Annotated in this window: 23 protein-coding genes and 1 pseudogene; 10 read left to right on the top strand and 14 right to left on the bottom strand. The window is 67.0% G+C overall.

Annotated features, from left to right (window positions below):
- The 6 genes from ACWCO2_RS33960 to ACWCO2_RS33935 all read right to left on the bottom strand — a co-directional run.
- Window positions 1-760, bottom strand: a 760-nt coding sequence (locus ACWCO2_RS33960; protein ID WP_450131896.1) for an NAD(P)/FAD-dependent oxidoreductase, incomplete at its 3' end; no start/stop codon positions are given.
- A gap of 5 nt (window positions 761-765) precedes the next feature.
- Complete coding sequence (locus ACWCO2_RS33955; RefSeq protein ID WP_450131895.1) at window positions 766-960, bottom strand: ferredoxin; 195 nt, start codon at window positions 958-960, stop codon at window positions 766-768.
- 45 nt (window positions 961-1,005) lie between these two features.
- Entirely contained in the window at window positions 1,006-1,224 is a 219-nt protein-coding gene (locus ACWCO2_RS33950) for a biotin/lipoyl-binding carrier protein (RefSeq protein WP_450131894.1), read from the bottom strand.
- Window positions 1,225-1,231: 7 nt separating this feature from the next.
- Entirely contained in the window at window positions 1,232-2,605 is a 1,374-nt protein-coding gene (locus tag ACWCO2_RS33945; protein ID WP_450131893.1) for an acetyl-CoA carboxylase biotin carboxylase subunit, read from the bottom strand.
- A gap of 10 nt (window positions 2,606-2,615) precedes the next feature.
- Window positions 2,616-4,175 (bottom strand): acyl-CoA carboxylase subunit beta, encoded by a 1,560-nt coding sequence (locus tag ACWCO2_RS33940; RefSeq protein WP_450131892.1) that lies wholly within the window; start codon window positions 4,173-4,175, stop codon window positions 2,616-2,618.
- Window positions 4,172-6,379, bottom strand: coding sequence for an acetate--CoA ligase family protein (locus tag ACWCO2_RS33935; protein WP_450131891.1), 2,208 nt, complete (start codon window positions 6,377-6,379; stop codon window positions 4,172-4,174). The genes ACWCO2_RS33940 and ACWCO2_RS33935 overlap by 4 nt, the downstream gene beginning before the upstream one ends.
- A 315-nt stretch (window positions 6,380-6,694) precedes the next feature.
- Between ACWCO2_RS33935 and ACWCO2_RS33930 the strand changes: the two genes are divergently transcribed.
- Window positions 6,695-7,951: a cytochrome P450 gene (locus ACWCO2_RS33930; protein ID WP_450131890.1), complete on the top strand. Its 1,257-nt coding sequence runs from the start codon at window positions 6,695-6,697 to the stop codon at window positions 7,949-7,951.
- 61 nt (window positions 7,952-8,012) lie between these two features.
- On the opposite strand, the gene ACWCO2_RS33925 is transcribed toward ACWCO2_RS33930, so the two are convergent.
- The 3 genes from ACWCO2_RS33925 to ACWCO2_RS33915 are packed head-to-tail and all read right to left on the bottom strand — an operon-like array spanning window position 8,013 to window position 10,448.
- On the bottom strand, window positions 8,013-8,705 hold the full coding sequence (locus tag ACWCO2_RS33925; RefSeq protein WP_450131889.1) for an SDR family NAD(P)-dependent oxidoreductase: 693 nt from the start codon (window positions 8,703-8,705) through the stop codon (window positions 8,013-8,015).
- Complete coding sequence (locus ACWCO2_RS33920; protein ID WP_450131888.1) at window positions 8,702-9,577, bottom strand: ABC transporter permease; 876 nt, start codon at window positions 9,575-9,577, stop codon at window positions 8,702-8,704. The genes ACWCO2_RS33925 and ACWCO2_RS33920 overlap by 4 nt, the downstream gene beginning before the upstream one ends.
- A gap of 37 nt (window positions 9,578-9,614) precedes the next feature.
- Window positions 9,615-10,448: an SDR family NAD(P)-dependent oxidoreductase gene (locus ACWCO2_RS33915; protein ID WP_450131887.1), complete on the bottom strand. Its 834-nt coding sequence runs from the start codon at window positions 10,446-10,448 to the stop codon at window positions 9,615-9,617.
- A 283-nt stretch (window positions 10,449-10,731) separates the two neighbouring features.
- Here ACWCO2_RS33915 and ACWCO2_RS33910 point away from each other — a divergent pair, with 283 nt between their 5' ends.
- From ACWCO2_RS33910 to ACWCO2_RS33875, 8 genes are all read left to right on the top strand, one after another.
- Window positions 10,732-11,610 (top strand): ABC transporter ATP-binding protein, encoded by an 879-nt coding sequence (locus ACWCO2_RS33910; protein WP_450131886.1) that lies wholly within the window; start codon window positions 10,732-10,734, stop codon window positions 11,608-11,610.
- Window positions 11,607-12,437 (top strand): alpha/beta fold hydrolase, encoded by an 831-nt coding sequence (locus ACWCO2_RS33905; protein ID WP_450131885.1) that lies wholly within the window; start codon window positions 11,607-11,609, stop codon window positions 12,435-12,437. The genes ACWCO2_RS33910 and ACWCO2_RS33905 overlap by 4 nt, the downstream gene beginning before the upstream one ends.
- Complete coding sequence (locus ACWCO2_RS33900; protein ID WP_450131884.1) at window positions 12,430-14,331, top strand: flavin-containing monooxygenase; 1,902 nt, start codon at window positions 12,430-12,432, stop codon at window positions 14,329-14,331. The genes ACWCO2_RS33905 and ACWCO2_RS33900 overlap by 8 nt, the downstream gene beginning before the upstream one ends.
- Before the next feature lie 30 nt (window positions 14,332-14,361).
- Window positions 14,362-15,189 carry an alpha/beta fold hydrolase gene (locus tag ACWCO2_RS33895; RefSeq protein WP_450131883.1) on the top strand — a complete coding sequence of 276 codons (828 nt, stop codon included), beginning with the start codon at window positions 14,362-14,364 and terminating at the stop codon, window positions 15,187-15,189.
- A gap of 4 nt (window positions 15,190-15,193) precedes the next feature.
- The gene (locus ACWCO2_RS33890; protein ID WP_450131882.1) at window positions 15,194-16,006 is read left to right on the top strand and encodes an SDR family NAD(P)-dependent oxidoreductase; all 813 of its coding nucleotides are present in this window, start codon (window positions 15,194-15,196) and stop codon (window positions 16,004-16,006) included.
- A gap of 85 nt (window positions 16,007-16,091) precedes the next feature.
- Window positions 16,092-17,000 carry a LysR family transcriptional regulator gene (locus tag ACWCO2_RS33885; protein ID WP_450131881.1) on the top strand — a complete coding sequence of 303 codons (909 nt, stop codon included), beginning with the start codon at window positions 16,092-16,094 and terminating at the stop codon, window positions 16,998-17,000.
- A 73-nt stretch (window positions 17,001-17,073) separates the two neighbouring features.
- On the top strand, window positions 17,074-18,048 hold the full coding sequence (locus tag ACWCO2_RS33880) for an NADPH:quinone oxidoreductase family protein (RefSeq protein WP_450131880.1): 975 nt from the start codon (window positions 17,074-17,076) through the stop codon (window positions 18,046-18,048).
- A 236-nt stretch (window positions 18,049-18,284) separates the two neighbouring features.
- On the top strand, window positions 18,285-19,583 hold the full coding sequence (locus tag ACWCO2_RS33875) for an MFS transporter (protein WP_450131879.1): 1,299 nt from the start codon (window positions 18,285-18,287) through the stop codon (window positions 19,581-19,583).
- Window positions 19,584-19,732: 149 nt separating this feature from the next.
- On the opposite strand, the gene ACWCO2_RS33870 is transcribed toward ACWCO2_RS33875, so the two are convergent.
- The 4 genes and pseudogenes from ACWCO2_RS33870 to ACWCO2_RS33855 form a co-directional block, all read right to left on the bottom strand.
- Complete coding sequence (locus ACWCO2_RS33870) at window positions 19,733-20,368, bottom strand: zf-HC2 domain-containing protein (RefSeq protein ID WP_450131878.1); 636 nt, start codon at window positions 20,366-20,368, stop codon at window positions 19,733-19,735.
- Entirely contained in the window at window positions 20,365-20,874 is a 510-nt protein-coding gene (locus tag ACWCO2_RS33865; protein WP_450131877.1) for a sigma-70 family RNA polymerase sigma factor, read from the bottom strand. Before ACWCO2_RS33865 ends, ACWCO2_RS33870 begins: the two co-directional genes overlap by 4 nt.
- Before the next feature lie 261 nt (window positions 20,875-21,135).
- The gene (locus ACWCO2_RS33860; RefSeq protein WP_450131876.1) at window positions 21,136-22,395 is read right to left on the bottom strand and encodes a vanadium-dependent haloperoxidase; all 1,260 of its coding nucleotides are present in this window, start codon (window positions 22,393-22,395) and stop codon (window positions 21,136-21,138) included.
- 714 nt (window positions 22,396-23,109) lie between these two features.
- A pseudogene (locus ACWCO2_RS33855) lies at window positions 23,110-23,597 on the bottom strand (IS3-like element IS987 family transposase); the annotation flags it as partial.
- A gap of 20 nt (window positions 23,598-23,617) precedes the next feature.
- Between ACWCO2_RS33855 and ACWCO2_RS33850 the strand changes: the two are divergent.
- Window positions 23,618-25,174, top strand: coding sequence for an ALF repeat-containing protein (locus ACWCO2_RS33850; RefSeq protein ID WP_450131875.1), 1,557 nt, complete (start codon window positions 23,618-23,620; stop codon window positions 25,172-25,174).
- Window positions 25,175-25,992: 818 nt separating this feature from the next.
- Here ACWCO2_RS33850 and ACWCO2_RS33845 read toward each other — a convergent pair.
- Window positions 25,993-26,208, bottom strand: coding sequence for a hypothetical protein (locus ACWCO2_RS33845; protein ID WP_450131874.1), 216 nt, complete (start codon window positions 26,206-26,208; stop codon window positions 25,993-25,995).
- Between the last annotated feature and the right edge of the window lie 690 nt (window positions 26,209-26,898).

Here is a 26,898-nt window from a genome sequence, read left to right as displayed (position 1 = left end):
ACGGCATGGCAGCACCTTCACCGACCACACCAGGCAGTCGCAGCACCACCGTCAGGATGGACACCGGGCTGCGCCGGGACATCGGGCGCCGGAGCTCGAGTCGGTCACCCTCGACGGTGTAAGTGACCACCGACCGGCCCAAGTGGAACCTGACGCCACGGGCCTGGTGCCGCCGCAGCAGGAAATCGCTGATCTGCGGCGGTACTGCGTGTGCCAGGATCGAGGGCATTCGCTCCATAACGGTGACCGCGCAACCGAGTTCGACGGCCGCTGTCGCGATCTCGAGCCCGATGAATCCACCACCCACCAACAGCATCGAGCGCGCATCGCGCAGCCGCGCGCCCAGTTCGATGGAGTCGTTCCGGTCGTACACGTGGAAGACGTTGCGCAATCCGCGGAGGTCGTTGATCGGGCGAGGGCGGGAGCCGGTCGCCAGCACGAGGTGGTCGTACGGCGTCGTCGTGCCGGATGCCAACGAGATCTCGCGGGAAGCGAGGTCCACCCCGGTCACCGGGTCTCCGAGCACGAGCGTCGCGCCGATCGATTCGTAGTGCGCCACGTCGTGGAAATCGACGAGTGCCGGGTCGGCGTCCCGCAGGAACGCCTTCGACAGGGGCGGCCGTTGGTAAGGCGGACAGGCCTCGGCGCTGACGAGGGTCAGCTCGCCGGTGTATCCCAGCCGCCGGAGGCTCGAGGCCGCGTGCACCCCGCCCTGGCCCGCCCCGACGATCGCGACGCGGCGTATCGGCTTACCGGTCATGGCGCTCAGGGCTCGACGATCTCGATGGCGGCCGTGGGGCAGGAGAAGACCGCCTCGTTGACGTCGGCGACCGCCTCTTCACCGACCTCGTCGGCCAGCAGGACCACGATTCCGTCCTCGTCCTGGTCGAACACCTCTGGCGCGGCCAGGACGCACTGCCCCGACCCGCAGCACTTGCCTGCATCGACTTTGAGCTTCATCAAACGCCCGCCTTCCGTTCGGTGGTCAGGTTCCCCATCGGTGGCCTACGACTCCTTGATGTCGATCAGCGGGTCACCGGCGTTGACCGTCGCCCCCTCCGCGACGTGGACAGTCGTGACGGCACCGGCGTATTCGGCGAGGACGGGGATCTCCATCTTCATCGACTCGAGAACCACGACCGTCGTGTCCGGTTCGACGGAGTCACCCGCGGAGACCAGAACCTTCCAGACATTGGCGCCCATGTCGGCATTGATCGTTTCCACCACTGCCCTACCTTCCTGTGGCTGCCGCAGGGCGGCTGGTGACGTCCGTGACGATGTTCGTGTCATACCCGCCGGCAGCGAACTCGGGGCTGTCGACGAGCTCTCGCAGGAACGGCAGGTTGGTGCGAAGCGGACCGACGGTGACCCCGTCGAGTGCTTCCCGGGCGCGCTCCAGCGCGCGGTCCCTGTCCTCGGCGAACACGCAGATCTTGGCGATCAGCGAGTCGAAGTGCGGTGTGATCTCCAGTCCCGCCCGGTATCCGGCGTCGACCCGGATCCCGTCACCGCTCGGTTCCTCCCACCGCTCGATCGGTCCGGGGCTCGGGAAGAACCGCACCGGGTCTTCGGCGCAGAGCCGGAACTCGATCGCGTGCCCGCACTGGTGGGGCGCGAACCCCGCGGTGACCGAACCGGTGACGGCGATGCTCAGCTGTTGCTCCACCAGATCGACGCCATGCGTCAGCTCGGTCACCGGGTGCTCGACCTGGATCCGCGTGTTCATCTCCAGGAAGACGAACTCCTGCGTCTGCGCGTCGACGAGGAACTCCACAGTTCCTGCGTTGCGGTATCCGACTGCGCGGGCCGTGCTCTTCGCCGCGTCGTGCAGCCGTTGCCGGACGAGCGGATCGAGGCCGAACGCCGGTGATTCCTCGACGAGTTTCTGATGGCGGCGCTGCACCGAGCAGTCGCGCTCGCCCAAGGTGAGGATCGTTCCGTCCGCCAAGCCGAGGACCTGGACTTCGACGTGCCGGGCCGATTCGACGAACCGCTCGAGGAAGATCCGGTCGGATCCGAAGCTGCGCGCCGCGATCGCCTGCGTGCGGTCGAATTCGTTCCGCACCGATTCGGCGTCGCGGGCGATGGTCATGCCGATTCCGCCACCACCGCCAGCGGCTTTCACCATGACCGGGTATCCGATGCGCTCGGCCTCCGCGACCGCCTCGGCAGCATCGGACAGTGCCGCACCGGCACCGCCGCTGACCGGGACACCGGTGGCCGCGACGCGGTTTCGCGCCTCGACCTTGTCCCCCATCGCGATGATCGCTTCGGGGGCGGGGCCGACCCACGTCAGCCCCGCGTCCACGACCGCGCGGGCGAATCCGGCGTTCTCGGCGAGGAAACCGTATCCGGGGTGGACCGCGTCGGATCCCGATTCCACCGCGATGCGGACGATCTGGTCGATGTCGAGATACGCACTGACGGGCTGGTCGCCGGTGATCTCCCAAGCGATGTCGGCTTCGGCCACGTAGGGCAGGTCGGTGTCGACGCCGTGGTGGATCGCGACGGTGCCGACGCCGAGGCGCCGGGCGGTCGCGATGATCCTGCGGGCGATCTCGCCGCGGTTGGCGACCAGCAGTTTTTTGGGGAATTGCCGCACCATTCTCACCCGCCTAGTAGCTCGTGGGCCAATTGCTGAGGTGGTGCTCGCCCACCCCGCCAGTACGGTTCAGCGCGTTGTCCTCGAGGGCGCCGAGGATGAACTCGCGGGTGTCCGCGGGGTCGATCACGTCCTGCACCCCGTAGACCCGGGCGACGTCGTAGCCGGTCGAATCCTTGGCCATCTCGGCCAACCGCTGCTCGTAGAGCTCCGGGTCCGCCGCCGCGTCGATCCCGTGTACCACCCCGACCGCCGAGCGCGGGTCCATGAAGCTGACCTCCGCGGTCCACCACGCGGCCATGGTGTCGGTCGTCCAGGCGCCGCCCATGTTGACGTAGCCCTGCCCGTAGTTCTTGCGCATCATGATCGTCACCTTCGGCACGGTCGCCAGTGAGAGCGCGTTCATCCAGTTGATGACCTTGCCGACGATTCCGCTGCGCTCGCCGTCCACTCCGATGAGGAATCCCGGCTGATCAACGAGGAAGACCAGCGGGATGTTGTAGGAGTCGCACAGCACGATGAAGCTGGTCGCCTTCGCGCACGCGGCCGCGTCGATGGCGCCGCCCTTGAACATCGGGTTGTTCGCGATGACCCCGACCGACTGGCCGTTGATCCGGCACAACGCGGTGACGAGCGATTTGCCGTACCGCTCCTTGACCGGGAACACGCTCCCCAAGTCTGCGATGACCTCGATGACCTTCCGCACGTCGTACACCTTCGTGCGCTCCTCAGGCACGATCTCGTGCAACTGCGCGCCGCGGCCAGCTGAGCCTTCCGGCACCGGTGCGATCGGCGGCGCTTCGCCGTTGTGCGACGGGAGGTAGCTCAGGAACCGGCGCACGAGGTCGATCGCCTCTTCATCGGTGTCGGCGACCGCATCGGCGAATCCGGTCACCTCGGAGTGCAGTTTCCAGCCGCCGAGCTCCTGACCGTCGACCTGTTGCCCGGTCGCTCGGCTAACCAGCCCTGGGCTGGAGACGGCCATGATCGCGCCCTTGCGCATCACCGCGAAATCCGAGCTGACGGTGTGCCAGGCAGCGGAACCGAAGGAGTACCCGAATGCCGCCGACACCCACGGGTTGGTCCGGCGGCGCAGGAATCGCGTCCGGTCGTTGGCGTTGCCGAGCCCGGTACCTCCCATGACGTCGGGCATCCGCACGCCGGTCGACTCGGCCAGGTAGACCAGCGGCATCCCGCCGCGCGCGGTCAGGTCCTTGAGGTGTCCCATCTTCTTGTTGCTGACGGCACCGGAGGACGCGCCCTTGACCGTGAAGTCGTACGCGATGACGCCGGCGCGGCGCCCTACGATGCGTCCGGTGCCGGTCACCTTCCCGTCCGCGGGGGTCACGTGCTGGTCGGCGTCGACGTTCGACGTCGCGAACAGGCCCGTTTCGCGGAAGGAATCGTCGTCGAAGAGTCGGGAGACTCGTTCGCGGGCGTTGAGCTCGCCCTTCGCGGCCCGGGCGGCCAGCTTGCGTTCGCCGCCCATCGCCAGCGCGTGCGCGCGCCGCTCCGCGTGCCGGATCTCGTGATCGGTGGTCATGTCGTGGATTCGCCCTTCCCTGTTGTTCACGCGGTGGCGGTGCCGACGAGCGCGGCTCGACGTTCCTGGAACTCGATGAGAGACCGCGCGACCCGGCCGGCTTCGTCGACCGAACGGAAGACGGGCAGGCCGAGTCGTTGCGCCTGGAGCGTGTATTCGGCGACCGCCTGGTCCATGTCCGGCCGACCGTCGCCTTTGAGCACGAGGTACTGCTGGGTCGCCGCGCCGGTGCGGGCGTGGGCGTCGGCGATGCTGCGGATGATCGTGCCGGTCACATCGCCGTGCCGTTCGGCCAGGTTCCGCTGGATGATGCCGACGTTGAGGTGGGTGATGAGGACGGCCGGCGGCATCGATTCCAGCACGATGGACAGCAGGTCTCCGGCGATGGTGCCGCCGCCCACCGCGAGCGTGCCCGCCGGCGTGTCGATCGGATTCGCCAGGCCGTTCCCGGGCGGCAGGCCGAGCGACTCGATCCGCTCGACCGTCCGCTCCTGCAGGGGCGGGACGGAGAATCCGTGACGTGCCAGCGCATCCGTGGCCAGCACGCTGGCACCGCCGCCGTTGCCGAAGAGGACCGCATCTCGCGTGGCCGGGGGCGGACCGTCGACGCGGACGGTGGCGAATGCCAGCAGCACGTCGAGGAACTCGTCGAGGGAATCCGTCAGCGACATACCGCCCTGCCGGCACACCGCCGGCCAGAGCCGGTGGTTGCCCGCGAGCGCGCCGGTGTGGCTCGTCGCCGCGCGTGAGCCGGCCGCGGTGCGTCCTCCGGCGAGGAGCACGACCGGCTTGTCGGAGCCCCGTCGGGCGAGCAGATCCAGGATCGAGCGCGCCGCCGCGATCGACTCCAGGTACAGGCCGACGACGCCGACGTCCGGGGCGTCGAGCATGAACTCGACGAGTTCGGCAGCGTCCACATCGGAGGAATTGCCGATGCTGGTGACGCTGTGGAAGGCGATCCCGCGCGCCGCACCGAGCCGCAGGATGTCGACGCTGAGGCCGCCGCTCTGCGAGATGACAGCGACGCCTCCCGGGTTGAGCGGCGGGTCCGGGATGAAGCTGACCCGCGCCGCGGAGCTGTGCATCCCGAGGCAGTTCGGGCCGATGACGCGCGTCCCCTGCGCCTTCATCCGCTGAACGAGATCTCGTTCGAGCTCGACTCCCTCGGTCACCTCGCCGAAGCCGCTGCTGATGATCTGGGCGAACGCGACCTTGCCGGGATCGGTGGTCAACGCGTCCGCGACGGCCTTGGCCGGAAGCGCGACGTAGGCGTAGTCGACGGGTTCGGCCACTTCCTGCAGCGAGCGCAGCGCCGGGAGCCCCTCGATCTGCTCCGCCGAGGGGTGAATCGGGATCACCGTCCCGGAGAAGCCCGCCCGCCGGAGTCCGGCGATGTACCGGTTGGCGATGTTCGACCCGCTCGCGCTCGCACCCAGCACCGCGATCCTGCCGGGACGGAACAGGCGCTCGAAGGCGCTGTCCACGGTGCGCGTCCCGGTGCCGCATTCTGCTTCGGAGCCTGCGGCGAGGACCATCCGCGCGTCGACCGCGACCGCCTGCTCGGCGTCGACGATGACCGGATTGAGGTCGACCTCGACGACCTCCGGCGGCAATGTTGAAAGCAACCCGCCTTCGCCGCCGAGCCGAAGGACCAGTGCTACCAGCGCATCGAGGTCAGCCCGGACCCCGCCACGCGCCCCGCTCAGCAGCGCGGCTCCCTTGAGCTCCGACAGCATGTCGGTCACGTCCGATGCGGTCAGCGGGGCGATGCCGAACGAGACGTCGGCGAACAGCTCGACGAAGATCCCGCCGAGACCGACCATGACGACCCAGCCGGCCCCGGGCGTGCGCACCGCCCCGACGATGACCTCGTGTCCCGGGTCGGCCTTGGCCTCGACGAGGAAGCGATCGACCCGATGCCCGTGCGCGGCCAGTGCCGCGGTCATCGCCGCCGCCTCCGCGGCCAGGTCCTCCCGCGCAACACCGACGCGAACCCCGCCCGCATCGGACTTGTGGACCAGCGTCGGCGACACCGCCTTCAAGACCAGGTCACCGTCGAGCCCGTTCGCCGCGACGGCCGGATCGGAGTGCGCGGCGCCCGGCGGGACCGCGATGCCGGTGCTGCGCAGGATCTCCTTGGCCTCGGGCTCCGGCACGACTCGAGCGCCGGAGGCGACGAGGCCGGCGATTGCCGTTTGCAGCTGCTGTGGCAGCCGCGCGGAGTTCTCGATCAAGCGTCTTCCCTTCGTCGGCGCCTGGCACCCGGGTCGGGAGGCGGTTCGTAGCTCCGGCGAGTGTGACGGGACTCGCAATGGCCGGGGAATACCGCGAATCGTGGACCGGTGATGGCGGATCGCTATCGCGGCTGTCCACTCGCACCGATCCGGCAGGCGCGATAGCCGGTCCCGATCGGTGCGCAAGCCGGTCGGCTCTTCCTCGCACCTGGGCGGGCGCGCATGATGACCACAGCCAGGTCGCGGAGGATATCCGCACAGGCGCCCGCACATCCCTGGATTCCGGCCCTGCAGCGAAGCAGCGAGGAGAACGCCGTGGAAGATCGCACAGCCGTCGAAGCCACGAACGAACAGCGGGGAGAGTGCCCGCACCTGCGGCAGTTGTCGTTGGACCCAGCGCCGGAACAGCCGTTGGACGATCCCCCGTACTTCAGCGAACTGCGCGCCACCTGCCCGATCAGCGAGGTCGACCTCGGCGGCGGGAAGACCTCGTGGCTGGCGACGAGGTTCGACGATGTGAAGGCGATCCTGTCCGACACCCGGTTCAGCGCCAACCCGATGACACCGGGCTTCCCGGTCCGCGGACTGCCCGGCTCGGACCACCCCATGGCCGCCGACAGCATGATCCGGCAGGACGCGCCGCTGCACACGACGCTGCGCAGGTGCGTGGTCAAGTACTTCACGCCGCGGGCCGTCGAAGGTTATCGGGAGCAGGTCGAAGCCATCGTCGACGATCACCTGAACTCGCTCGCCGAGCAGCCCGGACCGGTCGACCTCGTTTCCCGGTTCGCCCTCGCGATCCCGACGACGCTGATCACCCAGCTGCTCGGCATCCCGATCGAGGACGCCCCGCGGTTCTTCGAGCTCACCGAGCGGCAGACGACGTTGTCACTGCCGAAGGAGGACATGTACCGCAGCGTCGAGGAATTCCGCGCCCTCGGACTGGAGTACGCGGCGCTGAAGGAGGCGAATCCGTCAGACGACCTGCTCAGCAATATCATCCGGGAGCAGTACGAAGTCGGCGGGATCACCCGTGATCAGCTCGCGGCACTGATCACGATCCTCATCATCGGCGGGCACGACACGACCGCGGGGATGATCGGGCTGTCGATCTTCACCCTGCTGAAGCGGCCGGATCAGCTCGCGCTGTTGCGCTCCGGTGAACGCCAGTGGGACGTCGCGATCGAGGAGCTGCTGCGCGTCCACTCGGTCGCGCGGATGGGGCCTCGTCGTGCCGCCACGGAGGACATCACAATCGGCGAGCACACCTTCCGGCAGGGCGAAGGCGTGGTCGCGTCCATCTGGTCGGCCAACCACGACGAGAGCAAGTACGCCCGTACCACGTGGGAGGACTTCGAGATCCCCACCGAGAAGCCGCAGCACCTCGCCTTCAGCTTCGGCCAGCACCAGTGCGTCGGGCAGAACCTCGCCCGGCTGGAGCTGATGGTCGCGCTGCCCAGGATCTTCGCGCGGTTCCCCGACATGCGGCTCACCGATCCCGAGGTCTCGCATCTGTCCTATCGGGACGATCGGGCGTTCTTCAGCCTCAAGGAACTCAACGTCACGCTCTGATCCCACGCCGAAAGCCCGCTCGAAGCCCTTGCACAGGCATCGAGCGGGCTTTCGTGTGGCACTAGTGCTTGATGGATCCACCGTCGACGACGATCGTCTGACCGGTCACGAACGAGGCACCTTCGGACAGCAGGAAACGCACCGGCCCGACGAAATCGTCCACAGTGGCCGCACGTTCGATCGCCCGTCCAGCGATGTTGGCCGGCTCGGTGTGCGCGATGTCCGCCGACAGCCCGGTGACGACCAGTCCGGGGGCGATGACGTTCACCGTGATCCGGAGCTCGCCGAGCTCGGCGGCCATCGACCGGGCGAACCCGATGACGCCCGCTTTCGAGGCCGCGTACGCGGCGATGCCCCCGGGGCCCTTGAACGCGGTGCCCGAGGAGAACAGCACGATCCGCCCGCCGTCGGACATCCACGGGGCACACGCCTGGACGGTGGCCAGAGTGCCGTGCAGGTTGACTTCGAGGACCCGGGCCCACTCTTCGGGCGGCATGTCCAGGAACGGTCCGGTGCGGCAGATCCCGGCGCAGTGGACCAGCCCGGACAGCGGGCCGTCCGCGCAGAGGCCAGCGACCAGCGTCGCAAGGCCGTCCCGGTCGGTCACGTCGCCCGCAACGTACCGCGCTTCCGGAACCGGGGCTTCGGGCGTTGCTGCATCCAGGACGACGACCGGCCGTTCCGCCGCGAGCGACTCGACCAGCCGGGCGCCGATGCCGGACGCGCCGCCGGTGACCAGGAGCGGCCCGCTCATCGGGACCGGCTCGCGACCAGGTGCTCGAGGCCCTTGATCGCGTAGTCCAGGACCATCGACATGATGCCCATGAACAGCAGGACGGCGAAGGACTCGGCCACCTTGAAATTGCTGGTGAGCACGACCAGCCGCTGGCCGAGGCCGTAGTACGCGCCGACCATCTCCGACAGGACCGCACCGAGCACGGCGTACACCGCACCCAGCCGCAGCGCACCGACGATGCTCGGCAACGCCGCCGGGAGCTCGATCTTCAGGAAGCGCTGGACGGGCGACATGGACAGCGACCGGGCCAGCTGCACGACGTCGTGGTCGATCCCGCGCAGCGCGCCGAGGGTCGACGTCAGCAGGACGAAGTACACGACGCTGCTGGCGACGAGTGCCTTGGGCCCGAAGCCGAGACCGAACCACAGGATGAAGATCGGCGCCAGTGCGGGCCGGGGCAGGCTGTTGGCGAGCGTCAGGAACGGAGTCGCGGCGCGTTCAAGCACCTCGGACCGCGAGAACACGACACCGGTCACGATGCCCAGGATGCCGCCGGCCGCGAGGCCGGCGAGCGCACCGGCGAACGTCGCGGTCACATCAGTCCAGAACGTGGCATCCCCGAGCTCGTCGACGAGTCCCTTCGCGACCGCGTCGGGAGAGGAGATGAACAAGGGGTTGATGAGTCCACGTTCGGATGCGAAGTACCAGCTGCCGACGAACACGATCGCGACCGCGCAGCGGATCGTCCACACCTGCAGCCGGACACGGCTCCGGCGTTTGCGCCGTTCGGCGAAGACCGCGTGTTCCATCGCGGAGCGGTCAGTGTCGGACAACCCGCGGGTCTGCGCTTCCTCGCCGATGGCTCTGTCCGAAACGTTGGATCGGCTCATGGGTCCTCCCGGATTTCTGCGCGAACGAGAAATACCGCTACTCCGCCGCTTCCGGAGCGCGCACCAGGTCGATGTCGGCAGGGGTGGCCGTGTGCGGCCCGCCGTTGACGATCACGGTCTGCCCGGTCAGGTACGCCGCTCCGGCCGAGCACAGGAACAAGCACACGGACGCGATGTCCTCCGGACGCCCGAGCCGGTTCATGGCGACGAACCGGGCGACTCGGGCTTCGACGTCGTCGTCGGCGAACCGGGACGCCGCGGTGAGCACCGCACCGGGTTCGAGGCAGTTCGCCCGAACGTTCAGATCCGACCACTCCCACGCCATGGTCCGGGTCAGGGATGCGAGCCCTGCCTTCGCGGCCGCGTACGCCCCGCGCAGCGGGTGCGCGTGACCGGCGGAAGCGGATCCGATGTTGACCACCGCACCGCCACCCAGGCGTCGGAACGTCGGCAGGCACGCGGTGGCCAGGTGGAACGCGCCGCTGAGATTGGCCTCGATCATGGCGTTCCACGCGTTGACCGACAACTCCTCGAGACGCGCGCCGAAGTTGCCGCCAGCGTTGTTGACCAGGATGTCCACCCGACCGAAGCGCTCCTCCGCCGCGGCGGTGATGTCGGCCGAGGTCTGCGGGTCGCGGATGTTGCCGGTGACGGCGACCGCGTCGCGTCCCCGCTCCCGCACGCGCGAGACCACGTCCTGCAGCGCGTCGGCACGCCGACCGTGGACGACCAGGTCGGCCCCGGACGCGGCGAACATGTCGACGACTGCGCCGCCGATACCGCCGGTCGCGCCCGTGACGACCGCAACCCGGCCATGAAAGTCGAACTGCACTGCGCCGAAAGGTGAAATCGCTTGTTGCGCCGATGTCATCGTGTTCCTCCGCAAGTCCGGTTCGGACCAGCGTCGCCACCGCGACCTCCTCCTCGCAACGGCCCGCGGGCTATCGGCGCGATAGCTCCGCACAGCGCCGATCTGTGTTGACAGCTGTGCGCCGGGTCACGGAGCATCACCGCACCGGCGTGGCACGGTGGGAAAGCGGACGATAAACCGTATCCGACGCACTCGGGCTGTTCGATGACGAACGTGTTCCCGAGAGGTACGCGACGTCGTCTCAGCCGCACCACGGTCCACCTCTCAACCCAGCGGAGTTGCAATGAGGCAGACCAGCACAGCGCATCCGAGGCCGGAATTCGCAGACCAGAGGAAGGCTCCTGACGGGCGCCCGGACGGGGCACCGATCGAGTTTCGCCGCGTCAGCCACAACTTCATCCACGGCCGGCGCGCAGTGCTCGTCTTGGAGGAGTTCGACCTGGACATCGGCGCGTCGGAGTTCGTCAGCATCGTGGGCCCGTCGGGCTGCGGAAAAACGACGGTCCTCTCGATGGCCGGAGGACTGGAACAACCGCGGGCAGGAACCGTGGCACTGGACGGCGAGCCGGTCAGCGGCACCTCCGACGGCGTCGCCTTCATGTTCGCCCGAGACGCGCTCCTGCCGTGGCGGCGAGTCCGCCGGAACGTCGAACTGGGCCTCGAAGTGCACAAAATCCCAGCGGCGGAACGCAAACAGCGCGCCGATGAGTGGTTGCGCCGCGTGCGGCTGGAGGAGTTCGCCGACTCGGACGTGCTGCACCTGTCGCAAGGCATGCGCCAGCGGGTCGCGATCGCGCGCACGCTCGTGCAGAGTCCCCGGGTGGTGCTGATGGACGAGCCGTTCGCGGCGCTGGACGCCCAGACGCGTGCGAACCAGCAACAGGAATTCATCCGGCTCTGGGAAGCCGAACGGCCCACGGTCGTCTTCGTCACCCACGACCTGGAAGAGGCGATCCTGCTCAGCGACCGGGTCGTGCTGATGGCCGCACGTCCTGGCCGGATCGTCGCCGACATCAAGATCGACCTGCCACGGCCGCGCACGCAGAAGATGCGCACCTCCTCCCCGGAATTCGCCGAATATCTGGAAACCCTCTCAGTTCGCCTTCGGGAAGAGGTGGCCGCGGCCGAGGAACGCCGGAAGGCGGACGAGGAGGACGCATGATCGCTCGGATCGAAGCCCCAGACGGCACCAGCCTGGCCTACCGGGTCGTGGGGCACGGCCCGCGTCCGTTGGTGCTGGTGCACTCGCTCGCCCTCGACGGCTCGTGGTTCGAACCGCTCGCCGCGGAACTCGGGGACGCGTTCCGCTGCGTCGTCCCCGATCTTCGCGGTCACGGCACCAGCGCGGGCACCCCGGATTCGATCTCGCTGGCCGCGCTCGCCGACGACGTAGCGCTCATCGCCGAGCAGCTCGGCCTGACTCGGTTCCCGGTCGTGGGGATCTCGCTCGGCGGGATGGTCGCCCAAGCACTCGCCCACCGCCGCCCCGGTGCCGTCGAGGCCGCGGTCCTCATCGCGACGACCGGCGCGTATGACGACAACGCGCGGGCCGGTGCTCTCGCGCGGGCAGAAGCCGCCCGGGCACCGGGTGGGCTGGCCGCGCTCTCCGACATGACGATGACCCGGTGGTTCGGCGAGTCCCGTCGGCCGGACCCGCTGATCGCCCGGGCCCGGGACCAGTTCCTCGACGGCGATCCCGCGATCCACGGAGCGTTCCTCGAGGCGATGACCGCCGTCGGCGAGTTCGACGTGCCACCGTCGGTGCCCGCGCTGGTGATCGGTGGCACCGACGACGTGAGCACCCCGCGCGCGGTCATCGAGAACCTGCACACGCGGATCCCGCACTCGCGGCTGCGTTTCGCGCCCGGCGGACACCTCGCCGCGTTCACCCATCCCGCACCTGTGGCGGCGCTGCTCCGGGAGTTCCTCGATTCCTCCGAACCGTCTTCCGCGCACATCGACACCTCGAAGGATGCCCGCGTTGTCTGATTCAGCCCAGCCGTCCCCGGAGGAGTTGCTCGACCACCTGCAGGCGGCGCAAACGCCCGCGCTGCTGATGCTCGTCGCGCACCTGACCGACGACCCGTCCGTGCTCCGCCCGCAATGGCGCCCGAACCCGGATCTGCTGCCCGCGACCGGTCTCGACGCGGAGACGGACGCGGAGGCCCGGGCGTTCTGCCTGGCAAAGCTCGAGCCGTACCTGCAGAACATCGCTGCGTGGCCGGTCGAGCCGTCCGCTGAAGTCCTCGAGGCGATCGCGGAGTGGGCGCTCGACCGCTCGGCCGGCGAAGACGCCGCGCTACTGCGCGTCACGTTCGTCCCACCGGGTACCGATCCTCGCGCTCCTAAGTGGACGAAAGACCAACTCGACCCGGCGCGGCCGATGCGGGTTGCCATCGTCGGGGCAGGCCTGTCCGGCCTGCTGGCCGGACTGCGGATGAAGCAGGCCGGCGTGGACTTCACCATCATCGAGAAGAACGACGACGTCGGCGGAACGTGGTACGAGAACGCCTATCCCGACTGCCGGATCGACGTGCTCAGCCACATCTACACCTACTCCTTCTTCCCGCACGACTGGCCGTCGTACTTCTGCAGGCAGAACGTGATCCACGACTACCTGCGGGCGTTCGCCGAGCAGAACGGACTGCTCGAGCACATCCGCTTCGACACCGAGGTCTCCTCGGCGACCTGGGACGACTCGCGGCAGCTGTGGTCGGTCACCACCACCGGGCCGGACGAGCGCTCCCGGACCGAGGACTTCACCATCGTCGTGTCCGCGGTCGGACAGCTGAACCGCCCGATGATCCCGCGCATCGACGGACTGGACACCTTCGACGGCCCGGCGTTCCACACCGCGCAGTGGGACCACGACGTCGACCTCACCGGCAAGCGGGTGGCGATCATCGGCACCGGTGCGACCGGCGTCCAGGTGGCACCGGCTATCGCGCGGTCCGCGGCGTCGCTGACGATCTTCCAGCGCAGCGCGCCGTACCTGCAGTCGACGCCCGAGCTCCGGCAGGAGATCCCCGAGAACGAGCGCGCGCTCCTGCGCGAGATGCCGCTGTACCGCGCGTACTACCGCTTCTCGATCTTCCTCCCGAGAGCCATCGGGCGGCTCGCCGCCGCAACCGTGGACCCGACGTACCCGCCCACCGAACGGGCCGTGTCGGCACCGAACGAGCGGCTTCGCGGCCTGCTGACGGACTACCTGCTCGGTCAGGTCGAGGATCGGCCGGACCTCGCGGCGAAGATCATCCCGGACTACCCGCCGGGCGCCAAGCGGATCATCCGCGACGACGGGACCTGGATCGACACGCTCAAGCAGGACCACGTCGAACTGGTCACCGAAGACATCGCCCGCATCGACGGGAGCGGGATCCACACCAGCAACGGTCACTACGTCCCGGTGGACGTCATCATCTTCGGAACCGGCTTCAACGCCTCGGACTTCTTGATGCCGATGAAGGTCACCGGCGCGGGCGGAGTCGATCTGCACGAGTCGTGGGGTGTCAACGCGTGCGCCTATCTAGGCCTGACCGTTCCGGACTTCCCGAACCTGTTCTGCATGTACGGCCCCAACACAAATCTGCTGCTGCACGGAAACCTGGTGCTGTTCATCGAATGCCAATCGGTGTACATCCTCAGCGCGATCGAGCAGTTGCTGGAATCGGGCAAGTCCTCCTTGTCGTTGCGCCACGACGTTTTCAAGAAGTACGAGGACGAAGTGTCCGAAGCGAGCGCGCAACGCGTGTGGGGATGGTCCAAAACGCACAGCTGGTACCAGAACGCGGAGGGCCGCTCGACCATCATGTGGCCGCTGTCGGCGCACCGGTACATCAGCAGCACCCAGGCCGTCGATCCCGAGCAGTACGAATTCCGCTGACCGCACCGCACTAAGGAGACCTGTCTCGCCGTGATCACCGAGAAGAACATCGTCGTCAACGACCTCGAGACCCGATACCTCATCGGGGGCGAGGAACGGGACAGCACCGTCGTCTTCCTCCACGACGGTGCGTGGGGCGCGTCTTCTGACGTCACCTGGGGGACGCTGTTGCCGCTCGCGGCGCAGACGCACCGCGTCATCGCTCCGGACCTGCTGGGATTCGGCGGTTCGGCCAAAGCCGTGCGGCTGGATCAGTCGCCGTTCGGCTTCCGGTTGCGCCACGTCTACTCGCTGCTCGACCAGATCGGCGCGAGCGGCCCGATCCACCTGGTCGGAAACTCCTTCGGCGGCTCGATCGCGCTCCGCGCACTGCTGGACGAACAGTTGAGCGGACGCCTCGCCTCGGTCACCTCGATCAGCGGTACCGGCGGCCCCTGGCGCAGCGCGACGAGCGCCGAACTCGCCAGCTACGACGGCACCCGCGAGGACATGACCAGAATCGTCCAGCTGCTGTGCGACGACTATCCCGGCATCCAGGAGCAGGTCGACGCGCGGATGCGGTGGGCGGCGATGCCGGGCCACTACGCCGGGATGCTGGCGCCGCACGCGAAACCACCAGAACCCTTGCGGACCGCGCGTCCGGCCGATCCCTACCCGGCACCGTTCGCGGACGTCACGACCCCGGTCCTGGTCTTCGATTGCGCGGGCGATCCGCTGGTCGAACGGGGCTGGGTGAAGCACCTGACCGACCGGTGCCCCGCGGTGACCGTCGCCCCCGTGCCCCACAAGCACGCGCCGAACATCAGCCACCCCGAGCAGACCTGGCGCCTCATCGCCGACTTCGTGAACGGAGCGTGAAACCGTGTTCGACGATCCCCACGACGCCGTCGCCGCCGCGAACGTCCCGCACGACAGGCTGTTCCGGCTCGACGGCAAGCGGTACGCCGTCCTGGGCGGCGCTGCAGGCATCGGCGAGCACGTCGCGCGCACGCTCGCTTCCCGCGGCGCGAAGCTGCTGCTCGTAGACGTCGACGAGGAGGCGCTGGATCGCCTCGCCGGCGAACTCGACGCCGACCGGTTCCTCGCCGACGTTTCGTCCGAGGACGGTGCGCGGTCCCTCGCCGAGTTCGCCGCTGGCGCGCCGCTGCACGGATACGTCGACGTCATCGGCCAGATGCAGCGCAAACCGCTGCCTGCCTTCACGCTCGCCGAGTGGGAAAAGGACTTCCGGGTCAACCTGACCCACGCCTTCCTCGCCGCCCAGCACCTGGCTCCGATGCTGGCGCGCCCGGACGCCTCGATCGTCTACGTCTCAAGCATCAACGGCACGCGCGCGGGCAGCTACGCCGCGGGGTACGGCCCGGCGAAAGCGGCACTCGAGGGATGGGTGCGTCAGCTGGCCGACGAGTACGGGCCGGAAGGGACCCGGGTCAACGCCGTTGCACCCGGGCTGTTCCTGTCCCCCCGCTTCCTCGCCGGTGCGCACGCCCGCACGATGATCGAGCAGTTCAGCGGCAAGACGATGCTCCGGCGGCTGGGCCAGCCGTACGAGGTCGCCGCGACCATCGCGTTCCTGCTCACCCCGGCCGCAGGCTACATCACGGGCGCCACGATCCCGATCGACGGCGGGGCGCGCGCGGTCGACGCGACCGGCCTCGACCTGCTCTCCCGCTGAGGCCTAGATCCGCGAGGATCGTCGGCATACGATGACCGGATCGACGGCAGCGGTGCCGTCGATCCGGCGGGAGTAGGGATAGAGCTTGAGATTCGAGCAGTTGCGCTACCTCGAGGCTGCGCTTCGCACCGGCTCCTTCCGCCAAGCGGCCCACGAGCTCGGTGTTTCGCAGCCGACCATCACCAACCAGGTGCAGCGGCTCGAAGAGGACCTCGGCGTAGTCCTGGTCTTGCGCGGAACGCACGGTGTGCGCCCGACGGATGCCGCCGAGCGGATCCTAGCGCACGTGAAGTCGGCGATCCGGGCCGAGGACCTGCTCCGGCAGGAAGCCAGCGCGATCGACGGCCTGAAGATCGGCAAGGTGGCACTCGGCACGGTGGCGATCGGAAGCATGCGGGTGCTGCCGCACGTGGTCCGCGAGCTGCACGAAGGGCACCCGAACATCCTGTTCGAGGTCGCCGAAGCCGGGAGCTACCTCGTGCGCGACGGTGTCCTGAACGGGAAGTTCGACATCGGCCTGATCACCCGGATCCCGCTGCCCGGTGAGCCGCCGGACGACGAGCGGCTGCACTACATCGACCTGATGACCGGACGGCTGGTCCTGTGCGTGCCCGACTCGCACCCGCTGGCGCGCGCGGAGACCTTCGACATCTACGACCTGGCTGGTGAACCGCTGATCTTCTTCACAGAAGGCAGCATCCTGCGGAAGGCGTTCGAGGAACTCGTCACCGGGATCGACGCACGCATCGTGTACACCAGCAACGGCGCGGAAACCGCGCAGCGGATGGTCCGCGCCGGGGTGGGGATCGCGATCGCGAACACGCTCGCGCCGTCGACGATCAGTGGCAACGGGGTGACGTTGATCCCGATCAACAAGCCGTGGGCCCAAACGACGCTGTCCGCGATCGTACGACTAGGGGAAATGCGCGGGCGGGTCGTCGATACCTTGCTGCGCCAGATCCGATCGTCCAATCTCTCAGCCGGGTGGGCATAGTGCGGAAAGGCTGGTACGGCGATAGCCGTCGGCTTCTTCTGCTGCGGCAGTCCGCTCTTTACAGTCCGAGTCCATGAAAGCCGTACACATCCAGGATCTGGACGGGCCATCGACCGTCGCCATCGTGGACCTCGCCTCGCCTGCCCGCCAGGAGAACGAGGTGCTCATCGACGTCCACGCAGCGGGCGTGGCCTTCCCCGAAGTGCTCCAGACCAGGGGCCTTTACCAGGTCAAGCCGGAGCTCCCGTTCATTCCGGGTGCCGAGGTGGCCGGAGTGGTCGCGGAGGCACCTCCAGGAGCGCCGGTGCGGGTCGGCGACCGGGTCGCTGCCCTGCCGTTCCTCGGTGCCTTCGCCGAACGAGTCGCTTGCCCCGTGGACGCGACGTTCCCCATCCCGGACGCGCTGGGCTTCGAATCGGCAGCGGCGATACCGTTCAACTACCTGACGGCCCACTTCGCGCTTTGCCGACGCGGCCGCATGTCAGCTGGCGAGACAGTGCTCGTGCACGGTGCCGCCGGAGGCGTCGGCAGCGCGGCGATCCAGGTCGCGAAGGCGTTCGGCGCAGGATCGGTGATCGGGGTGGTGTCGACGCCGGAGAAGGGCCGGACAGCGCTCGCAGCAGGGGCGGACAAGTACGTGCTCGTCGACGGTTTCAAGGACGCGGTCAAGGAAGCGACCGGTGGTCGAGGCGTCGACCTGGTCGCCGACACCGTCGGCGGTGACCGCTTCACCGACTCGCTGCGCTGTCTCGCCGCCGACGGGCGGATGCTCGTGATCGGCTTCACCGCCGGCTCGATCCCCGAAGTGAAGGTCAACCGCCTCCTGCTGAACAACCTGGACGTGGTCGGAGTCGGTTGGGGCGCGTACGCCAAGGCACGCCCGGGTTACCTCCTCGATCAGTGGGCCGAGCTCCTACCCAAACTCGAATCCGGCGCTATCACCCCGCCAATCGGCGGAAGCTACGCCGTCGGTGAGGTCCGCGAAGCGCTCGAAGCGATCGAGCGCAGGCAGGCGATGGGCAAGCTCGTCCTCCGCTTGCGGGAATGACCGGTTCGGCTGGTGGCTGTCCACCTGGCATGAATCAGACCGGACACCACAGGCGCTCTCCAGGAGTCGAAAACCGGCGAGTGGACGCCGAAATTCCTCTGCCGAGGAATGCCGAGCGAAGAGGACCGGGAGCAATTCGCACTGTCCGCACCTGAACTGCTCTCGGACTGCGCCGCAGGCACGAAGCAGGGCGGAACGACCTGTCAGGAAACGTCATGCAATCGAACATGCCCAACTTGGATGCATCGTCCGTCCGTGCCCGCAAGCAGCAGGCGAAGAAGGCCACCGGCGTAGCCGTTTTCGGCACTTTCATCGAGTACTACGATTTCAGCGTCTACGGGTACGTGGCCGCGACGTTGTCGGTGGTGTTCTTCCCCAGCGACGATCCGACCGTCGGCCTGCTGAACACGCTGCTCGTGTTCGGCTCGGCTTTCCTCGTCCGGCCGCTCGGTGCGCTCTTCTTCGGTTGGCTCGGCGACCGCAGGGGGCGCCGGGCCAGCCTCATCTCGAGCATCACCGTCATGGGAGCGGCGGCCGGTCTGACCGGCATGTTGCCGAGCTACTCCCAGCTCGGCGTGTGGAGTCCCGTTCTCCTCGTCGTTCTGCGCATGGTGCAGGGTTTTTCAGCTGGAGGCGAGGTCGGCGGCGCGTCCAGCTACATCCGGGAATGGGCCGAGCCCAGTAAGCGTCCGGTCTACCTGTCGTTCATCCCCACGTTCGCCCAACTCGGCAAGGGGGCCGCCGCGGGGATGGCCGCGCTCGTCGGCGGTGCACTGCCTGCGCCCGCCATGGAGTCCTGGGGTTGGCGGATCCCGTTCCTGCTCGCGTTGCCGCTGGGCGCGCTTTGCCTGTACCTGCGTCTGCGTGTTGAGGACAGCCCGGAATTCATCGAACGCCGCAAGCAAGGTGCCACCGAACGACCGGTCCGCGAACTGTTCCGCGACCACCGGAAACCCTTGGCCAAGGTGTTCACCCTCGCCCTGGTGCAGAACACCGGAACCTACATCGGCACGGTTTTCGTCGCGATCTACTTCAGCAGCATCCTCGGTTTCTCCAAAGGAACCGCATCTACCCTTGTCCTGGTCGCCGTCCTGCTCGCCGGGGTGCTCATCCCGTTCGCCGGCCAGCTCTGCACCCGATTCGGCGCCAAGCGAATCCTGTTCTCGTCGTACGGCGCCTACGTCGTGCTCACCGTTCCCTCGTTCGTCCTGATGAACCAGGGATCAGTTGGGCTAGCGATGGCCGGACTAGCACTGGTCATGCTGCCCTATGCGCTCTGCCAGGCAGGCACCTCCGCCAGCATTCCCGAGTTCTTCCCAGTCCAGATTCGCACCACCGGCGTGGCATTCGGACACAGCATGGGTGCTTCCGTGGCCGGTGGCGGCGGGCCATACCTGGCGACCTGGCTCATCGGGGTCAGCGGAAACACGTTCGTTCCCGCGTTCATCCTGGTCCTGGCCGGTGCTCTTGGCCTGACGGTGCTAACACTGACCGTCCGCGAAACCGCCGACAGTTCCGCCCATCTCTACCGATGAGGGAAGTCGATCCTGCCAGCCGCATCTCTTCAACGCTGGACGTGATCACCAGTTCGCATCCTCAGTGGTCGATCCACTGCACCGCGGTGCAGAAGAGGCGCAAGCAGCGAGGAAACCCGCGGAGATCGCCTCGCCGACTCCGACAGGCTTTACGCGCGCAACTCCAGGAGGTGCCGGCCGGTACCAGTGGTGACTAGCAGCTTGGCCACCTGGTCGCGGGGAATCGAGGACGCGCCGAACAGCCGAGCCTCCCCGGTGGGGGTTCGCGACCAGGTGGCGGCCTGGTCCATACGGCCATCGCTGGCCACCACCCAGGCTACGAAGCGGTCGTCTGGCGGCAGGTTCTCCACGTGCAGGGAAACCGCAGTCCCCCATGGACGGCTTTCCAGGTTGCCGTGCCCGTGCGAGGTCACACCGACCGCAGCCACCAGGTCGGCGCCCTGCGGCGCCCAGGAGACCGCGGCCATGCCGCCGAGCGCTCCCGCACCGAGCAGGACCGCTGCGGCAGCGGCCAGCAACCACCTGCGCTTGCGCGGTGACGCCGTTCGTTCGGTGCGGGCGTTCAGGATCAGCTCTGCCCACATCGACTCCGGCGGTTCGACCGCCTTCGGCGGTGTACCGGCGCGGTGCAGCAAGCCGGGAAGGCCTGCGTAGCCGGACAACTCTTCCCGGCACTCGGCGCAGCAGCCGAGGTGTTCCTCGAGCTGTCGACGCTCGTCCGGTTCCAGACCGCCGAGCACGTAGGCCCCCAACAGCTCGCGGATCGCCGCGTGCTCCTCGTTCACCGGATAACCCCCATTTCTTCCAAAGTCATTCTCAACGATCGCACCGCGTAGTAGGCACGGGACTTCACGGTTCCTTGCGGAATGCCCAATTGCTCCGCGGTTTCGGCCACGCTGAGCCCCTGGAAGTACAGCGCGACGACGACGGCGCGGTGCTGCGCGGACAGTCGTTGGAGCGCCTCCCCGACGAGCCAGCCGTCCAGCATCCGGTCCAGCTCGTCGGTAGCCGGCAACGCCTCGACGGCCGCGTCGTCACGGACGAAGCGCGGGCGACGCTGGGCGGCACGCCAGTCATCGATCAGGATGTTCCGCGCGATCGAGAACAGGTACGACCGCGGGTCGCCGCGGTCGGGATCGATCGAATCCAGGTTGCGCCACGCCCGCAGCAAGGTCTCCTGCACGACGTCCTCGGCGCGCTGCCGGTCGACCGTGTACCGCAGGACGAACGCGATCAGCATGCCTCCGTACTCCTCGTACATTGCGCGGAGCAGTTGCTCGTTCGCCGTCATCGCACTCCGTCCAGCATCGGCCGATCCCTCCTGCACCCGGGTGTACGTCGCGAGCGCATCCGCGGTTCGGTCATCTGCCAACGGATTTTCCCATGCACCCTTTCATCCTGTCTGGCCTGTGACCGCGAAGCACGACCGGCACTGCGCGGCTTGCACCGCCGCAGGGGTGAAGCGATCAAGACCTCCGCACCGGCAAGCTGACCCGTGAACCGGTCGTCCGTGGATAGCTGTTGCTGCCCACGGACGACCGGTTCTCCCGCATCACCGCAGTAGCCGGAAAGCCATTCGCAGGTCGTGCTCCGCGACATCGCGACCGAGCACGACACCAGCTTCGTCAGCGGTCCGCGTGTGCAGACCGGACCAAACTCGGGCGTCGACCATTTCGGCGGTGAGCTGCGACCATTCCGTATAGGTGCGGTACTCCCCCGGAGCTGTCGAGCTGCCGATCGTGACGGCTTCGTCGGGTTTTGCACCGGTCAGCGCTGTCAACACGGCTTCCGCTGCACCGGCATAGGTGTTGTGCCCGCTGGGATAGTCGGGGTGCAGCGGTGTCGTGGCCTCCGGTGTCCAGTCCGGATCTGGTGTGGTGCCCGGATCCTCGTCACCGTCGTCGGCTGCCCGGATGGCCGTGACAGGCCGCCAGCGAGCGTAGGTGTACTTGCTGTCGGAGGCGGCAATTTGCGTGTCCACGAGCGCGACGTTGAAGATCGCCACCGTACCCACCCGCTGGAACAAAGGCTGCCGGGACTGCTCAAGCGCAGAGCGCAGGACCCAGGTGTAGGCCTCCTGGGTGGACTGCTCCCAGAATTCAGCCGTCCTGGTCTGTTCGTCGGTGCGCGCCGCACTGCCCGCGACGCCCAACGCGCGAACCTCGGCCAGATCGACCCGGTAGCGTTCGGAGCCGAGCTCGGGTGGCGGCCCCAACCGGAACTGCGCCGGGTCGTCGAGCAAGAACGGCTTCGCGTACCTCGATCCGGCTTGGATGGCGGCCCCGTACGTCGGCGGCGTTGGCTGCCAGACCCCGGGGGCTGGTTTCGCTGGTTGGTACGTGCCGTTGACCGACTCCGGATCCAATCCGTCGTCCTCTCGATCCGCCAGCACCAAGCGCGCCTGTTCGCGGCCGACGCGAATGCCCCGATCCTCAGCTGGGCCGTCCGGGATTCGATCCAGGGTTCGCTCCAGAGCGGCGTTCAACTCCGCCTCGCGGCTTGGCACCAGGTCCGACAGCGCGGTGTGGACTGCTGATGCGATCGCCGCCTGCTCGTACTCGTGCGGCTTGCCCGCCCCGAGCCCAGGGCGAACCGCCCGGGCCGCGGCGAGCCAGGAGATCGCCCACAGACGATTCTTCGTGACCTGTGCTGATGCCGGGATGCCCGCCGCGTTCACGGTTGCGGCGGTCACGTCGTACCACTCCAATGCCACATCCGCAGCTGGCTGGCCGACTGCGGGTGGCACCGCAACCGTCGCTCCGACCACGACCGACACGGCGACCGCAGCGGCGTTGCCCCTGCTTCTGGACATCCGACCTCGTTCGAGCGAACCTCTTCCCACGTCCAGCTCCTTCGTCGGTGTTCACCTTTCGATGCCACGTACGAAGAAAGCAGCAAACAGGTTCACGACCGATCCGACTCCGACCATCCCGTCTGCCAGATAGTCGCGTCGAGCTCAGGCTCAAGCTCGCCGGAAACGACCATCCCGGTCAGGTAGCCGGCCCACGGCGCACAGAGCCGTGTGAGTCGCCGCCCGCCGAGGTTCGCTCTTCGCAGTCTTGAACGTTCCGAATTGCATATCCACCGCATCGAGTTCGTCCCCACTCCCCCGACGCCGCGGTCGGCGACGACCGCTTGAATCCGCGCTGTCTGCCTCGGTCACTGCGCACCCCGCATCCAACACCGCCCGATGAGGCAGTGCTGGAACTCCGGCACACCACGCTTGTGACGCAGCACCCGCTCAACATGACCCGAATAGCCGAATGCCGACGCCAAGGGCAAGAGACACCGACCAACCCCCGCCGACCGGCGGCAATCAGGACGAGATCCGGGACATGCTTGATGCCGCGTACACGCTTGCTCTCGGCATCCGGGTCGAGAACGAGCGACGCGGGGATGGAGAGGTTGGCTGGTTCCTCGAGCTTCTCAACGACAGCCCTGTGTCCACAATGGATTTTCGCACTTGGTTTCTTCCTGCCGCCGTCGTTGTTGGCGGCGTGCACCCGCGCGATCTCACTTTGAGTTGCTCGTCCCGCCGCTGCTGTTTCGACGGAGTGCGGGTGCGGTGGTCGTAGTAGGTGGAGGGGGCGAGGTTTACGCCGAGCTCTGTGAGCGCGGCGCAGATCGACTCGACACCCCATCGCAGGCCACCAGCCTCACGGTGGCCCTGATGTTCGGTAATGAACTCCACGATCAGCGCTGTGGCTGGTCGATCTCGGCCGCGAAGAAAGCCGACGCCGCCTTAAGAATCGCATTGGCCCGCTTGAGCTCGGCGTTCTCCCGCCGCAGCCGCTTGAGCTCCTCGGACCCCTGGGTGCTCACCCCAGGACGGGCTCCCCCGTCGATCTGGGCCTGGCGCACCCACCGGCGCACCGTCTCGGTAGTCCCAACACCCAGAAGCTCCACGACCTTCTGGATCGCCGACCACTCCGAGGAATGATCACCGCGGATCTCGGTGAACATCCGCACCGCCCGCTCACGCAACTCCGGCGGATACTTCTTCGAACGCGACACGACTCCATCCTTCCCAACAGATGAAGTCTCCAGACACACCGGGGCGACTCAAGCAGGACAAACAAGAGCTCATCGACGCTGCCAATGTTGTGAAGCGACTCTGGCAGGATCAGCAGGGCATGGCGCTCTGGGATGCAACCGAGCAGGAGCGGTTGACAGAGCAGACTCGGCAGCTTTTGGCCGAGGCCGCTGACCCGAACGCTGACGAGGAGACCGTCGTATTGAAGGGGCGACAAGCTGCGGTAAACGTGCTCAGCACCGGTGGTATGTGGAGCAGGCGGGCAGCCCAACACGCCCTGTCGGGGACCGACGTTGACATCCGCCAGTGGAGTGCATCCGGATGGCAGGATGCCACAGATCAGGATGAACGCGCGACGGTGACACGGATCGCGGAGATGAGCGATCGGGAAGGTCTGCGCCAGGCTGCCGAAGCAGCTCTGGCAGGTACCGACGAGCAGGTCCACGAGTTCTTGAAGAACCAGGACTACGAGAACCGTGTCACCGACGACCGGCTGCGGACTGTCCAGATCAAATCCGCCGCGATCGGCCCAGCAGTTGAAGAAGCCGCCGAAGCCGCTCTCAACGGCACGCCTGATGATGTGCGGCGGTTCTTGGAAGAGGGACAGTTCAGAACCCGTGATATCGACGTGCGGATCAATGCAACCCGTATCAAGGACGCCGGAGAACCCAGGACCCAGGCTTCGGCTGAAGCGGCACTACAAGGACCGCCCGGCTGGACCGAGGACTTCGTCCAATCGGGACAATATCTGTCCCAGCAAAGTGACGCCAAGGCTGCCACGCATGCTGCGGAGATGGAACGCTTGGTTAATCGGGGCATGGAAGCGGCCGCGCAGGCCATGCAGGACGCCTACACAGCCGCAGAATCAGCGGCAGTCGCCCGCAACGCGGCTGAGGAAGCCAGCGGCTACGCCCAACAGGCTCAGGTTTCTGCCGCCCAGGCCGCTGACTATGCCGCTCAAGCCCGAGCCTCGGCCGATCAGGCACGCACATCGGCCGAAAAAGCCCAAGCGGCGATGGCGGCAGCCCAAGGCGCAGCCGACTCCGCGAGGCAAAGTGCACATGCCGCGGCAGAATCGGTAGCGCGGGCGCGGTACTTTGCGACTCAGGCCCACAACTACGCTGTCACTGCCTACATGGCCGCCGACCGGGCACGTGCTGCTGCTCTAGAGGCCGCCCAGGATGCCGCAGCCGCAGCGGCCGCAGCGGCAGCCGCACTGCGTGACGCCCTCCAACAGCACCAAGCCGAATACCAGGAGAAAATTAAGAACCCGCCAAAAATCACCGAAGCTGACATTTCTCTCGTTGCCTACGAATCAGAGAAATGCCGATTAGTCTACGAAGATGGGACAGTGGAGCAAACCACATGCCCAGAGAAGGGGACGATCGACAAAATCATCAAGGAATCCTCCGGGACGCTGGACACATACAAAGAGCACACGGGCAATGTTTCGAGGATACTGGGCACATCTCAACGGGACTTGCCGCGGGTGGAATTATCTTCATGTCCACCGGCATTGGGGGTGGAGTCGGTGTTGGCCTTGGAGTTTCTTCTCTAATTGTGGCCGTTGTCGGAGGTGCGGTTTCTGAATTAGGCAACATGTTCTGTTGATTGGAAAGTTGCGATGGAATCGAGACTGAACAAGCCTGATCGAATGAGCCCGGCGCTCGCTATACCGCTCATTGTTTCCGTCTTACTGGGCGGCTTCTTTTTGTACGAGGGATTCAATATGCAGGAAGATTTTCCTGGGAGTGAAATAGGTCTAGTTTTTTCTCGAATAGGGTTCGGCATCTTAATCTTGGTGAATGTTATTTTCCTCGCCTGGTACTGGCGTAAGAGGCGTTTCAAGAAGTAGGCTCGGCAGATCGCGGGAGTGCTATAGCGTTTACTTCGGGGTGGCGATCCACAAGGGGATCGCCACCCCGAAGCTTTTCGATCCTGAGCTCTCTAAATCCGTTTTCCGGCTCGAAGGTGAGCGGGCGATCGCCAGGTATCTCGTGTCGCATCATGTGTGGCCAGGGATCGGTGCTGGCAGCACGTTGGCGGGTTTCGCCGTCGCCATCGACTCCAGATGGAGCTACTCTGAGTTTCCTGCTCGCCTGTTGTGCGCTGGCCGTCGCTGGATTGCTGAACCACGGTGTCGTCGTCCCCGCTGTCCTTTTCGCAATCCTGGTCTACAGCGTTGAGGAGATCCTGCAGACTACCGGTTCGTGGGAACTCTCCTTTGAATTGGCGCCGCTGGATCGTGCTACCGAGTACCAGAGCGTCTTCTCCGCCGCTCTTTCCCTTGGCACCGTGGCAGCTCCGGTGGTGATCCCAGCATCGTGGCCAAGTTCGGTGATTCCGCTCGGTCCCGACGAGCCGGCCACGCGGCGGTCATTCCCCACCGCCCACGCGTCGGCCGGTCGCGATATCGGCCTTGGCCGACTCCGCACACTGCCCGACGCAAGCGTGCACCTGGGAACCGGTCACCGATCGGCCGACGGGAACTGCGGAAACCCGGACTCGCAGGTAGTTCGCCTCGCACGCCACGCAGGCCAGGCCGTCAGCCTGCAGCTCGGACAGACCTTCAACAAGCTCGTTCGGGTTCATCGGGAACCACCACCCGAACGGCGGCGGTTGCGCACGACGTCAACGGTGGCGGAAACCAGAAGCTCACGGCGGGTCTGGTTCCGTGTAGATGCTGTACGAGCCGCACCGGGGCGCAAAACCCCAGGTAAGCGACGTGGGGGGTTGATCTAGTTCAAGATCAACCCCACTTTGTCCCCATCTTTGCCTCAGCCCTCTAGCTGCATGTTTGCCAGCGCCTCGGCTGCCGAAATACTGACAATCCCACGGTGCATGTACACGTCCTGGGTCATGCTGACGTGCTCGTGACCGAGGTAATCGGCGATCTCGCGAGCGGTCAACCCTCGCCCGTCAGCTCCGTAGCGACCAGGTGCCGGAAGGCGTGCGGGTGCAGGCCCTCCCAACTACAGCAGTAGGGCAGCCGCACTTGGGCGTTTTGGCTGGAGAGCAGAACAATGGGGCCGTTGTGATCACGAGGCAGCCACCTCGCGAGCCTTCGGCTGCGCGCCGACGAGGCCGTGACACGGTTTGCCCACAGTCCAAGTGCGTGGCAAGTCCGAGCAGTCACCGGTTCCAAGGGCGACCGCCGCTACGCCTGGTCCACGAGATCCGCCTGGCTTAGTACTGCAACGGCAGTTCGATTGGTTCGTTGTGGATCATGGTTGTTGTGGTGGTTGATGTTGCTGTTGGGGAGTTGGATGGGTTGTGTGCGCG

The organism is Saccharopolyspora sp. NPDC002376 (assembly GCF_053593195.1).
The sequence above is the reverse complement of the archived record's forward strand: the minus strand, read 5'-3'. Positions and strand labels throughout refer to the sequence as shown.